9 protein-coding genes and 2 pseudogenes are annotated in these 12,906 nt (G+C 70.8%); 6 read left to right on the top strand and 5 right to left on the bottom strand.

The features are described 5' to 3' along the window. Window positions 1-269: 269 nt before the first annotated feature. From FBY22_RS10465 to FBY22_RS10445, 5 genes and pseudogenes are all read left to right on the top strand, one after another. On the top strand, window positions 270-680 hold the full coding sequence (locus FBY22_RS10465; protein WP_142147519.1) for an SPW repeat protein: 411 nt from the start codon (window positions 270-272) through the stop codon (window positions 678-680). Between the two features lie 429 nt (window positions 681-1,109). Next, window positions 1,110-2,390: pseudogene (locus FBY22_RS10460) on the top strand (cytochrome ubiquinol oxidase subunit I). A 21-nt stretch (window positions 2,391-2,411) separates the two neighbouring features. Beyond that, window positions 2,412-3,431, top strand: coding sequence for a cytochrome d ubiquinol oxidase subunit II (locus tag FBY22_RS10455; protein ID WP_142147517.1), 1,020 nt, complete (start codon window positions 2,412-2,414; stop codon window positions 3,429-3,431). 124 nt (window positions 3,432-3,555) lie between these two features. Then, window positions 3,556-4,170 (top strand): PepSY domain-containing protein, encoded by a 615-nt coding sequence (locus FBY22_RS10450; protein ID WP_142144377.1) that lies wholly within the window; start codon window positions 3,556-3,558, stop codon window positions 4,168-4,170. A gap of 56 nt (window positions 4,171-4,226) precedes the next feature. Further along, window positions 4,227-4,571, top strand: coding sequence for a hypothetical protein (locus FBY22_RS10445; protein WP_142144375.1), 345 nt, complete (start codon window positions 4,227-4,229; stop codon window positions 4,569-4,571). Between the two features lie 205 nt (window positions 4,572-4,776). On the opposite strand, the pseudogene FBY22_RS10440 reads toward FBY22_RS10445, so the two are convergent. Further along, window positions 4,777-5,824: pseudogene (locus tag FBY22_RS10440) on the bottom strand (galactosyldiacylglycerol synthase); the annotation flags it as partial. Window positions 5,825-6,112: 288 nt separating this feature from the next. Between FBY22_RS10440 and FBY22_RS10435 the strand changes: the two are divergent. Further along, window positions 6,113-6,919 carry a sigma-70 family RNA polymerase sigma factor gene (locus FBY22_RS10435; RefSeq protein WP_142144373.1) on the top strand — a complete coding sequence of 269 codons (807 nt, stop codon included), beginning with the start codon at window positions 6,113-6,115 and terminating at the stop codon, window positions 6,917-6,919. Between the two features lie 46 nt (window positions 6,920-6,965). Here FBY22_RS10435 and FBY22_RS10430 read toward each other — a convergent pair whose 3' ends face one another. From FBY22_RS10430 to fdh, 4 genes are all read right to left on the bottom strand, one after another. Further along, window positions 6,966-7,475: a hemerythrin domain-containing protein gene (locus FBY22_RS10430; protein ID WP_142144371.1), complete on the bottom strand. Its 510-nt coding sequence runs from the start codon at window positions 7,473-7,475 to the stop codon at window positions 6,966-6,968. A gap of 40 nt (window positions 7,476-7,515) precedes the next feature. After that, entirely contained in the window at window positions 7,516-8,541 is a 1,026-nt protein-coding gene (nrfD, locus tag FBY22_RS10425) for an NrfD/PsrC family molybdoenzyme membrane anchor subunit (protein ID WP_142144370.1), read from the bottom strand. Beyond that, on the bottom strand, window positions 8,538-9,332 hold the full coding sequence (locus FBY22_RS10420; RefSeq protein WP_260844975.1) for a 4Fe-4S dicluster domain-containing protein: 795 nt from the start codon (window positions 9,330-9,332) through the stop codon (window positions 8,538-8,540). The genes nrfD and FBY22_RS10420 overlap by 4 nt, the downstream gene beginning before the upstream one ends. A gap of 317 nt (window positions 9,333-9,649) precedes the next feature. After that, window positions 9,650-12,895: a formate dehydrogenase gene (gene fdh, locus FBY22_RS10415; protein WP_142144368.1), complete on the bottom strand. Its 3,246-nt coding sequence runs from the start codon at window positions 12,893-12,895 to the stop codon at window positions 9,650-9,652. Window positions 12,896-12,906: the final 11 nt, after the last annotated feature.

The following is a 12,906-nucleotide window of genomic DNA, read 5'->3' as shown; positions in this document are numbered from 1 at the left end:
GTGCATGGTCTGGCCGACCCTTTAGAGAATGCAACGATCACAAGAAGCGACCCACGGAATCCGCTGTTACCGATCAAGGCCGGATCCACCCTTGCGGCGCTCCTCCAGGGCGGTTCCAGTGGTCACCACGGCACCTTGGCGGACCAGGGGTACAGCAGGAAAGAGCAAAAAAATAATTGCACTGTGCCATGATTCCGCTCGCTCTGGGTGGATACGCGAGAGGTAGGCAAAGAGCCCCAAGAGAAAGAGAGCAGGTGGCTTTGGTGACCATGCACCCACGTATCGAGGAACATCCCGACATTCGGGCCATGCGGGTCCGTGCCGCCGAGGTCTCGGCGAAGCCGTCCGCACAGGCGACGGAGGGCCTGACCCTGCTGACCGGCCTGTATCTGGCGATCTCCCCCTGGGTCGTCGGCTTCAGCGGCAACCCGCTGGCCGTCAGCAACCTCGTCACCGGTATCGCCCTGGCCGTCCTGGCCCTGGGCTTCGGCTCGGTCTTCGAGCGCACCTTCGGCATGGGCTGGGCCGCCGCCGCTATCGGCGCCTGGGCGATCATCGCCCCCTGGGTGGTGCAGAACGCCTCGGCGACGACGGGCACCATCGTCAGCAACACCATCACGGGGGCAGTCGCCGTGATCCTCGGACTCATGACGACGGCGATGGCGCGCGGCCGTTCCTGAACACCCAGCCGGCCCGCACCGCTGACGGGCGTGGGCCGGCCCGACCGGCTTGCGGTCGATATCCAACAGCACATCACAGAGGAACCATTCACGGAGGCTGGCGCCGTGTGCGCACACGGCGCCAGCCTTCGTGCGCCCGGCGACACGCCAGGCTCCGGGATGAGTGCCCGCCGGGTTCCACTGTCCGCGGTGAGGGTGCCGTTTCGGCGCGTGCCTGCCGGGATACTCCGGGCGGCGACCATCCGCCCGAGCCAGCCGTCACGGCCCCCGACCCCGTGGAGCACCCCCGTGTCCCTGCCCGGTCCTTCCGCCCGAGTCTGGGCGACGGTGTGGGCCGCGCCCGCGTCGCCGGGAGACCTGCTGGCTGCGCGAGCGCAGATGGGGTTCTAGCTGGCCTGGCACATCGTCGTAGCCTGACTCGGTGTCGGACTGCCGCTGCTCACCCTGATCGCCGAGTGGCGTGGTTGGCGCACCGGCGACCCGGCCCTACGGCTGCTCGCGCGGCGCTGGGCGCGGGCCATGGGCGTGCTCTTCGCCGTCGGCGCCGTCTCCGGCACCATCCTCAGCTTCGAGATGGGCCTGCTGTGGGCCGGGTTCATGGGCAGCTACGGCCAGGTGATCGGCCTGCCGTTCGCATTGGAGGGTTTCGCCTTCTTCATCGAAGCGATCTTCCACGGGATCTACCTCTATGCCTGGGACCGGATGTCCCCTCTGCGGCATCTGCTCACCGGTGTTCCGGTCGTCGTCGCGGGTACCGCCTCCGCGTTCTTCGTGGTGTGCGCCAACGCGTGGATGAACCAGCCCCGCGGCGTCACCGTGCGCCACGGGGCTGGTTCATGCGCGTCAATCCCTGGGCGGCCATGCTCAACCCGGCCAGTCCGCCGGAAACGGTCCACATGATCCTCGCGGCCCTCATGGTCGCCTCGTTCCTCACGGCGAGCGTGTACGCCGTCCGCCCTGATCCGGGGGCGCGACGACGCCTACCACCGGGCGGGTTTCCTGATCCCGTTCGCGCTGGGCGCGATCGTCACGCCGTTCCAGAGCTTCGTCGGCGACTGGGCGGCCCGGTTCCTCTCGGACTACCAGCCCACCAAGCTCGCGGCCGCCGAGGGCGTCTACGTCACTGGTTCCCACGTGCCGCTCACCCTCGGAGGTGTCGCGGGCGACCACGGCCTGAAGTACGGCCTGGAGGTTCCTGACGACCTCTCCCTGCTCGTAGGCTACGACCCGGACACGGTCGTGAAAGGACTGGACCTGACACCACCCGCCCAGCGGCCGCCCGTCACCGGCGTCCACCTGGCCTTCAACTTGATGGTCCTCGTCGGCTTCTTCCTGCTGGCCCTGGGCCTGTGGCTGGCCGTGGCCTGGTGGCTCGGCCGCCGCCGTGGAGGCAGGAGCGTCCTGGCCTCCGGGGGGCCGCGTCTGTTCCTGTGGGCGTCGGCCCTGGCCGGTCCGGCTTCGGTGGTCGCGCTGGAGTGCGGCTGGACCGTCACCGAACTCGGCAGCCAGCCCTGGATCGTCGGGGGCCTGATGAACGTGCGCGACGCGGTCAATCCGGCGCCCGGACTCATGCTGGGCCTGTGGCTGGTGCTCGCCGTGTACGCGGCCATGACCGCCGCCACCCTGTACGTGCTGCGCAGAGTCGCCCCGTCGACGCCCGTACCCGTCGCACCCCAGGAGAGCGATGTCCGGCACTACCCCGTCGTCTGACCCGGCCGTGTGGAGGTGATGGTGCTCGCAGACGTGATGCTCGCGGTGATGTGGACCGGGCTGACCTGTTACGCCTTATTCGGCGGGGCGGACTTCGGTGCGCGCCTGTGGGATCTACTGGCCGGCGGTCCGCGCCGCGGGCGTGCGCAGCGTCAGCTGATCGAGCACAGCATCGGTCCCGTCTGGGAGGCCAATCACGTGTGGCTGATCTTCGTGGTCGTGCTCCTGTGGTCGGCGTTCTCCGGAGGGTTCGCCGCTGTGCTGTCGACCCTCTACGTGTCCCTCACGCTGACCGCGCTGGGCATCATCGCCCGCGGCGCCGCCTTCGCCTTCCGCAAGGCCAGCGACCAGTTGTGGCAGCAGCGCCTGTTCGGCGCCTGTTTCACGGTGTCCTCCGTCGTCACGCCGTTCTTCCTCGGCACCGTCGCGGGCGGCATCGCCTCCGGGCGGGTGCCACCCGGCATGGCGGCGGGCGACGCCCTGACCAGCTGGCTCAACCCCACGTCCGTACTCGGTGGTGTCCTCGCCGTCCTCACCTGCTCCCACCTCACCGCGGTCTACCTGTGCGCCGACGCGGCCCGCGCCCGTGACACGGACCTGGTGAGCGGCCTCCGGCGCCGGGCGGTCGGCTCCGGACTCGTCAGCGGAGCGGTGGCGCTGGCCGGCATCGCGGTGCTGCACGCCGACGCGCCATTCCTGTTTCACGCGCTCACCCACCGGGCGCTGCCCCTGGTCGTTCTCAGCGCGGTCTGCGGCCTGAGCGAACTCGTGCTGCTGGCGCGGCACCACTTCACCGCCGCGCGTGTGTCCGCGGCGCTCGCGGTCGGCGCCATCCTGTGGGCGTGGGGCGCCGCCCAGTACCCGTACCTACTGGTGTCGAGCACGACAGTGGCACAGGCCAGGTCCCAGGACAGCGTGCTGGTCGCCTGCCTGGCAGCGACAGCGGTGGGATCGCTGCTGCTGGTCCCCTCCTTGTGGTGGCTGTACGCCACCTTCCAGCGGCCTTCACCGGCCGAGGCCGCTGCGGGAGAGGAGGCCTGAACCCGGTGCCGACAGCGTCGGCGCGAAGGTTTCCCGACGCGTCAGTCGGCGTACCCCCAGGTGTGCGGTTCTCCCATGGCCTTCCGCGCGGGCAGCGGATGGTTCAGAAAGGCAGGTGGTAGAGGTGGTCGGCCCGGTACCGAAGAAAGCACGACGGTACACCCGCCCCGGGTTTGTCGCGGCGGCGCTCGTCATCGCCGGCGCGCTCCTGGCCGGGTGCAGTGGCCCGCCGCCTGGCCGTCGGCCCGAGGTGCTGCAGCAGGTCCAGGTGCGATACGACCGTGCCGTGCGCAAGGCGCTCGACGAGGTGCCCGACAGCCGGCTGCTGTCGGTGGGCCTGCGCCGGGTCTCCGCACCGGAACCGGTCTGGCTCACGCGTGTCGCCACCCGTGACGGAACCGTGCATGTCGTGCGCGTGGACGCTACTTTGGGACGGCTGCTGAGCACGTCCGACAAGACCGGGCAGTCCGCGCAGGGCAGGAAGAGCACCGCGGCGCTGGCGAGCTCGGCGAAGCTGCTTCCCGAGGAGGCGGTCGACAAGGTGGCCTCCACTGCGACGAAGGACCCGCATTTCGGCAAGGTGACCGATGTCGCGTTGGAGAAGGGGCAGGATGACCGGACGGTCTGGTCCGTCACCGTGGCCACTGTGCAGTCGGCCCCGACGATCACCTACCAGGTCGACGCCGTGACGGCCGAAGTAGTCGACAGTCACTCGGCTGTCACCAGCCCGCCGAACTGAACCGGCGTCCGTAGCGGCTACGGCATTCCCCCTCTCACTACGAGGAGCTTCCCACCATGGTGTCCACACCCGCCGTCCGCATCGCCTGGGGAACGGTGCTCGTCCTGTTTCCGGACACCGTCCTGCACCGCTGCTCACGTACTCCGCCGACCCTGGCGAGCCGCACGACGGCGCGCGCTCTGGGCGCGCGGCATGTCCTGCAGGGATGTGCCGTGGCCCGCGGAACCTTCCCGGCAGTCTGGGGAGCCGTACCGGACGCTCTGCACGCCGCGACCATGGCCGGCCTGGCGCTGTGCAACGGCCGCTGGCGCACGGCTGCCCTCGCGGATGTCGTCGTCGCCACAGCCTTCGCCGTGGTCACCTGGCGCACCGCCCGCCCGCAGGCCCCCAGGCCGCGGTAGCACGGCCGTCTCCGCGAGTCGCACTTGCTGCGGATGACGCATCCCCTGCGGCCCGGTAGTGCGGCCGATCCTCCCGAACGCCGTCGGCCGTCCGCACGGTGGGCCTCCGCCTGCGGCGCGGTGCGGTCCCCGTCCTCTGGCTCTCGCGCGAGCCGCGGTCAAGCGGCCGCCCGCGAAACGGCGCCCATCTGCCCGGTGCGGCGCGGGCGAGGTCGATCGCCTGGGCCAGGGCGTCGCCCCGGAACAGCGCACGGCCCTGGGCCACGCGGCGTCGGCGGGCGCCTGCCGGACACCGGCAGGCGCTCGAGCGCCCCCAGTAGGCCGGCCTCGTCCGCGGCGATCTCCGACAGGCCGAGCGCGGCCATGCGCAGGACGCCGTCCGCGCCGTGGCCCGGCAGCGGGCGGTAGCCGACCACGGACAGGCCCGCGGCGAGTGCCTGCACGGCGGTCTGTCCGGCGGCGTTGTCGGCCCGGGCGTGGGCGGCGCGCAGCAGGCCGGGCATGTCGGCGACCCAGCCCAGCGCCAGGGTGCCGGGGAGGCCGGTCAGCCGCCGGCGAAGGCGTTCGTTGCGGCCGCACAGGACAACCGGCAGGTACCCGGCCGCGGCCAGCAGCCGGACGCTCTCGTGCGGCCGGGAGGCGGCGCCCCAGGCTCCTGCGGACAGCAGGACCGGCGTTCGGCCGGGGGCGTGTCGGTGCCATTCCCGCCGCCACCGCCGCGCGCCGGGGGTCGGGGCGAAGAACTCCAGTGCGACGACCGGGCCCGTCGTGTCGGCGGGCGCGTTCACGCCGGCGCGCACCTCACGCGCCACGTCGTCGGTGAGGCAGAGGTAGCGGTCGTTGCCGGGATGCAGCCACTGCCGGTGGACCGCGAAGTCGGTAACGAACACGGCGCTCGGTACCAGCAGCCGCCCCCGGGACCTGAGATGGCCGGTCAGCTGCGCGGCGAGGTGGAAGACCGGCACGACGACATCCGCCCCGGTGCGGTCGGCCAGTTCCGTCAGCCGGTCGGCGGCCAGCCGAGCCAGCGGGACCCCGCTGGGACGGACCCCGTTTCCCGGACGCAGGAAGGCCCGGTACAAACCCTCGTACACCCAGGGGAAGTGCCGTACCGACGCCTGATAGAAGTGGCGCAGACCGGTGCCCAGGCCGTACGGCAGCAGCCGGAGAATGTCGACGACGTACGGTTCTTGGCCGTACTGCCGCGCGCGGCGGGCGAGTTCCGCAGCCACTGTGTCGTGTCCGGCGCCCATGCTCGCGCTGACGATCAGGACCCGGCGAGCGTCGCCGACGGGTGCCTGTCGCCGTTGCGGGCTCCGTGGTGTCGCGGTCACCCAAGCGGGTTGTCCCGGCCCGCGATGTCCAAACACCGGCACGTAGCGGGTGGCGGAGTTGCGGCCACCCGCCGGATCTCCGAGAGAAGAGCAAGAACCTTTGCATAGGACAAATTAGGTGGGGAACTCGCTTCTCGCCCAGAGGTCGCAACCCATGGTTCGCGCGGGGCCGCCCGGCCCCGCGGATCGAGCGAGAGTGAACGCGCCATGAACGTTTCCGCCACCCCCCACGACACCGCGCCGTCTCCTCGGCAGCAGGCCCCCGGCGACCGGACACCCGAGGAACAGCTCGTTCACCGCATGGCCGCCTGCCCGCCCGGGCCGGAGCGTGAATCCCTGCGGGAACATGCCATCATCGCCTTCCTGCCGGTGGCCCGCCGGATCGCCCGTCGCTACGGCTGCCCTCCCGAGAACCGGGAAGACCTCTACCAGGTGGCGTGCCTGGGACTGGTCAAGGCCGTGGACCGCTTCGACCCTTCCCGTGGGCACGCCTTTCTGTCGTACGCCGTGCCCACGATCGACGGTGAGGTCAAACGCCACCTGCGCGACCACACGTGGCAGGTCCACGTGCCACGCCGGGTGCAAGAAAAACACCGTGAGGTCCGCCGGGCCCAGGAGGAGATACGCCGGTCCGGGGACGGCCGGGGCGGCACCGTAGGCGACCTGAAGAACCTCACGGGGATCGACGAGGAGGACATCAGGCTCGCCCTGCGGGCCGACCAGGCTCGCCGTCTCGTCTCGATGGACGAGCAACGCGGCCCCGGCAGGAGCGCTTCGCTGGCGACGACCCTCGGCACGGAGGACCCCCGCCTGGACCTGGTCACCGACATGGTGGCGCTGGGCTCGGCCCTGCCGAAGCTGCCGGAGCGAGAACGGGCCGTGGTGTGCCTGTACTTCTTCAACGCCCTGACTCAGCGGGAGGTGGGGGACATCGTCGGCATCTCACAGATGCACGTGTCACGGCTCCTCAACCGATCCTGTGCGCTTCTGCGCCGCAGCCTCCTGGCCGGCTGACGGCACGGTAGACGCGGACACCCCGCGGATGGCGGGGTGTCCGCGTCTACCGTGCCGTCAGTCCATCGCGGGTGCGGTCCACCACCGCCACCGCCAGCCCGACCGTGCCGAGGACCACGGGCCGGGCCGCCAGGCGAGGGTGAGGCCGGGTCGGGGCACGGCGGCGGGCACCACTCCACTGACGGGCGAGCCGGACGGTGTCACGTGCGGTGAGCCCGTCCTGCAGGCGGGGCCAGACCTGGTTCTCCTCATAGGTCAGGTGCGTGCGGTTGAGCCCGGCGAGGGTGTTGACGCACTGCGTGAACTCCTGGCTCCCGGGCGAGATATGGGCGAGTTCCTCAAGCGTCCGCTTGAGCTGCCGTTCCTGCTCCAGCGCCGTGGTGACCAGCGCATCGCCGGCTGGACAGTGCCTGAGCACCGCCGGCCACAGGACGATCTCCTCGGCGAACTCGTGTGCCGACTGCAGAGCGACGAGCCGACGGGCCAGGCGACGCTGTGTGCCGGTGTCGGGCTCCGGTGTGCCCGAGCCACCGTGATCCGGTCCAGCAGGCGCCAGATCGCGTCATGGTCGTCCTGCACCGGCGTCCACAGCCGGTTCATCCGGCGTCCGCCTCACTCTGCAGGCGTTCCCGCTGAGGTACGACGGTGTATTTCGGGTCCTCAGCTGAGATCAGACCCGCATGGAAGATCCCAAACCGGGTCAGCGCGGAACCGGCGAGCAGGGCGGCACCCCCGGCCACGGCCCGGGAGCGGCTGCGCCCGCTGGTCGCGGCCAGCAGCGCGCCGCCCACCGTGAGGATCTCCGCGGCCCGCAGGAACTTCTTGGCCGGCCCGCTCTGGTAGGCCTCCTTGACCACTCCGCCGCGCTCCTCCATGGCCTTGACCAGGACGACCTCCGCCAGTCCACCACCCACGGCGAGCGGCACCAGCGGCCGGGTCTCGGCCGGGGGCGCGGCCATCAGTCCCAGCCCGGAGGCGGCGGACAGGCCGCTGCTGACAAAGACGAACGGCATCCAGCGCTGGCCCTCGTGCCAGGCCGGCACGGCGGTGTTGGAGATCAGCGCCGCGGTGTAGGCGGCCACCGGGCCGCCCAGCACGGCCGAACCCGTGGTGGTCAACGCGCCGAGCGCCGGCGCCACCCCGGTCACGTCGCACAGGGCGGCGACGCTGGCCGAGGGCACGAATCCGGCCAGCAGCCAGGAGCCGACGCTCATCGGCGACGTCACCTTGAACACCCGCAACATGTTCAGGAAGCGCCCGCGCCGTCCGAGGTCGTGGACGAGCGCCACCAGCGACAGATGGCCGGCCGAAGCGGCGGCTACCTTGCTCGCCCGGCTCAACACGGGACGACTGGTGGCGTGTGCGGCGGCGCCGATCAGGGCCCCGGCGCCGGCGAGGCCGCCGAGAAAGAGGTAGCCGGGGATGTCCGGTGACTCCCACACCGGTTTGTTGATGACCGGAAGGTCGTAGTACGAACGGAACTCCGGCTCCTTGTCCCTGCGCTTCCCGCGCCGCTTGCGGCGCGGTCCACCGCCGCCCGCCGGAACGTTGGTCCCGGTGGGAGCCTCCCGGCCGGGGCGCCCGCCCCGCAGACCGTCCGGGGTGATCCGGGCATCGCTCATCGGCCGGCCCTCCTTGCGAACGCGGCGGCCACCGACGCCGCCAGTGAGACGGCGGCGACCGCCGTGAGTTTCCACATCCTGGGCAGGTCACGGGTGGTGACGACGGGGTCCGGGGGCAGCCCGTACACCTCCGGTTCGTCCAGCAGCAGGAAGAACGCGCCGTCGCCACCGACCCCGTCCTGCGGGTCGTGCCCGTACAGGCGGGCCTCGGTGACGCCAGCCTCGTGCAACTGGTCCACGCGCAGCGCGGCCCGCTCGCGCAGTTCGTCCAAGGGCCCGAACTGGATCGAGTCGGTGGGGCATGCCTTGGCGCAGGCGGGTTGCTGGCCGACTTCGAGCCGGTCGTAGCACAGGGTGCACTTCCACACCCGTCCGTCGCCGTGCCGCTGGTCGATGACGCCGTAGGGGCAGGCGGGCACGCAGTAGCCGCAGCCGTTGCAGATGTCCTCCTGGACGACGACCGTGCCGAACTCCGTGCGGAAGAGCGATCCGGTCGGGCACACGTCGAGGCACGCGGCCTCGGTGCAGTGCTTGCAGACGTCGGAGGCCATCAGCCAGCGCATGCCCTGCGCGTCCTCGCCCGTCACCCCTCCGGTGACCTGGCCGGCGAGCGGCTTGTCCTGCTCGATGAAGGCGACGTGCCGCCAGCTGTCGGCACCGAGCCCGATCGTGTTGTCGTACGACATTCCGGTGAACGTCAGGCCGTCCTCCGGGATGGCGTTCCACTCCTTGCAGGCCACCTCGCACGCCTTGCATCCGATGCACACGGACGTGTCGGTGAAGAATCCCATGCGCGGCGGGGCTGACCGGTAGCCGCTGCCAGCGGCGGGGTCCTGGCCGCTGCCGAAGCCGCCGTCTCCGCCGCCGCGCTCGGCGGTGGTCGCGGCCGAGCCGACGGCGGCGGTGGCGCCGGCCCCCACGGCAGCGCCCAGGACCCCGGCCATGCCGAGGGGCCCGACGGTGCCGTCCGCGTGACGGCGGCCGATGCTCAGCAGTCCCCCGTCGCCACCCGCACCCGCGCTGCCGCAGCCACCGCCCGCGCCCTGGGGCGCGGGGCCGCCGCACGCGCAGCCACCGCCGCAACCGCCGCTTCGGGGAGTGGGGCCGGTCATGAGATCACCTCGGTTCCGGTGGCGGGGGTGATGCCCGCACGGCGCTGGTACTCGCGCACCAGCTCCGCCCGGGCCGGGCCGCGCGGGCGACGCCCGGGCCGGATGTCGGCGGTCAGCGCCTTCACCTCCTGGATGTGGATATTGGGGTCGAGGGCGATGGAGGTGAGGTCGTTGGCGGAGTCGCCCTGGGTGTAGCCGTTGGTGCCCCAGTGGAACGGCAGCCCGATCTGGTGGACCGTGCGGCCGTCGACCGTCAGCGTCGCGATCCTCGAGGTCACCATCACCCGGGCCTCGATGGCGTTGCGGGCCGTGACGATCGTGGCCCAGCCTCCGTGTTCGAGGCCCCGCTCCTCGGCGAGTTCCGGAGAGAGCTCGCAGAACATCTCCGGTTGCAGCTCGGACAGGTAGGACGACCAGCGGGACATGCCGCCGGCGGTGAAGTGCTCGGTCAGCCGGTAGGTGGTCACCACGTACGGGAACACCTCGGCTCCCGGTTCGCGACCGCTCGGGTGGTAGCGGTTGTACTCGTGGGTGAAGACCTCGCGGACGGGGTTGCGCTGCTGGTGGTACATCGGATTCGCGACGGGCGACTCCTGGGGCTCGTAGTGGGTCGGCATCGGCCCGTCGACGAGGCCGGCGGGCACGTAGAGCCAGCCCTTGCCGTCCGCCTGCATGATGAACGGGTCGTTGCCGGCCAGCGCCTCCGCCACGGTCGCGCCCTTCGGCGGGCGGTAGTACGGGCTCTTGGTCGCCTTGAAGTCGGCGATGTCGTGGCCCGTCCACAGGGCCTTGTCCTCGTCCCACCACACCAGGGCCTTGTCGTCGCTCCACGGTTTGCCGTCGGGGTCGGCCGAGGCGCGGTTGTACAGGATGCGGCGGTTGGCGGGCCAGGCCCAGCACCACTCGGGGCCCAGCCAGTTCTGGTCCTTGGCGGGCACCCGTCGTGCGGTCTGGTTGACGCCGTCGGCGTAGCTGCCGCAGTAGATCCAGCAGCCGCAGGCGGTCGAGCCGTCGTCGTTGAGCTGCTCATAGGAGGCGAGCGGGCTGCCCTCGGCGTCGTAGCCGTTGATCTCGGCCAGGATCGCCTCGGCCTTGGGCTCCTCCAGCGTGCCCTCGGTGGGGTAGTCCCAAGTCAAATCCAGCAACGGGCGGTCGCGTTCCTCGGTGGAGCCGGCCAGCTTCTGCCGGATCTTGCGGCCCAGGTGGTACATGAACCACAGGTCGCTGCGGGCCTCGCCGTCCGGTTCCTTCGCCGCGTAGTGCCACTGCAGAAGCCGGTTGGTGTTGGTGAACGCGCCGTTCTTCTCGGTGTGCGAGGCGGCCGGGAAGAAGAACACCTCGGTGCCGATGTCCTCGGTGCGCAGTTCCCCGGTGTCGATCTCCGAACCGTCCTTCCACCAGGTCGCCGACTCGATGAGGGAGAAGTCGCGCACTACAAGCCAGTCGAGGTTGGCCATCGCCATCCGCTGCATCTTGGCGTTGGCCGAGCCCACGGCGGGGTTCTCACCCATCAGGAAGTAGCCCTTGCAGGTGCCCTCCAGCTGGGCCATGACCGTCTCGTAGGTGCTGTGGCTGCCGGTCAGCCGGGGCAGGTAGTCCCAGCAGTAGTCGTTACCGGCGTGCGCCGCGCCGGCGAACCACGCCTTGAGCAGGCTCACCATGTACGCACGCATGTCGCCCCAGTAGCCCTTCTCCGGCTCCTCCCCCGACGCGTACTCGTCGAGCGACTGGTGATCGTAGGCGTGCGGCATCGGCAGGTAGCCGGGGAGCAGGTTGAACAGCGTGGGCACGTCGGTGGAGCCCTGGATGGAGGCGTGTCCACGCAGAGCCTGGATGCCGCCGCCCGGGCGGCCGATGTTGCCCAGCAGCAGCTGCAGCACCGAGGCGGCGCGGATGAACTGCGAACCGACCGTGTGCTGCGTCCAGCCGACCGCGTAGGCGAAGGCGGTGGTGCGGTCAGGCCCGGAGCGCTCGGTGATGGTCTCGCACACGCGCCGGAACAGGCTCTGGGGGATGCCGCAGGTGCGCTCCACCTCTTCGGGGGTGTAGCGGGCGAAGTGGCGGCGCAGCAGGTTGAGCACGCAGCGCGGGTTCTCCAGCGACGGGTCCCGGTGCGGTGAGCCGTGCATGCCCGCGCCGCCCGAGCCGTGCGACTCGGCGTGCCCGGCGCTCTTGACGGCCTCCAGCCGCTCCTTGTACTCCCGTTCGCTCTGCTGCTGTTCGGGGTGGCTCTGGAAGCCCTCGTACTGCCAGATGTCGTTCTCGTAGGCCGTCTCCTCCTCGTGCAGCCCGGCGAAGAGGCCACCCAGGTCTTCGGTGTCCTCATAGTCGTCGGTGACGATGGTGGAGGCGTTGGTGTAGTTCAGCACGTAGTCGCGGAACCACTTGTCGTTCTCCAGGACGTACCGGATGATCCCGCCGAGGAAGGCGATGTCGCTGCCGGCCCGGATCGGCACATGGATGTCCGCGAGCGCGCTGGTGCGGGTGAAGCGCGGGTCGACGTGGATGACCGTGGCTCCACGGGCCTTGGCTTCCATGACCCACTGGAAGCCCACCGGGTGGGCCTCGGCGAAGCTGGAGCCCTCGATGACGATGCAGTCGGAGTGCTGCATGTCCTGCATGCACGTCGTGGCGCCGCCCCGGCCGAAGGACGTGCCCAGACCGGCGACGGTGGCACTGTGGCACAGCCTGGCCTGGTTCTCGATCTGCACGATGCCCAGCGAGGTGAACAGCTTCTTGATGAGGTAGTTCTCCTCGTTGTCGAGGGTGGCGCCGCCAAGGCTGGCGATCCCCATCGTGCGGCGGGTACGGCGGCCCTCGCTCTCCCACTCCCAGCTGCGGGCGCGCGTCTCGATCACCCGGTCGGCGACCATGTCGAGTGCCTGCTCCAGCGGCAGCCGCTCCCAGTCGGTTCCGTGCGGGCGGCGGTACAGGACGTGGTAACGGCGGCTCGGCCCCGTCGACAGTTCAAGAGTGGCGGCACCTTTGGGGCACAGCCGCCCGCGGTTGACGGGCGAGTCGGGGTCGCCCTCGATGTGGACGATCTTGTTGTCCTTGACGTAGATGTTCTGGGCGCAGCCGACACCGCAGTAAGGGCAGATGGACTTCACCACCTTGTCGGCGGTCACGGTGCGCGGGCGCAGCCGCTCGGAGGTGCCGGACTTGGCCGCCACTCCGCGGCCGAACAGGTCGCCCTGCCGGACCTGGCGCAGCAGTGGCCACCGCATCAGCGGATTGCGCATGGTGCCTTCCT

The organism is Streptomyces sp. SLBN-31, from assembly GCF_006715395.1.
Lineage (GTDB): Bacteria > Actinomycetota > Actinomycetes > Streptomycetales > Streptomycetaceae > Streptomyces.
This window is presented reverse-complemented; position numbering and strand designations above follow the sequence as displayed.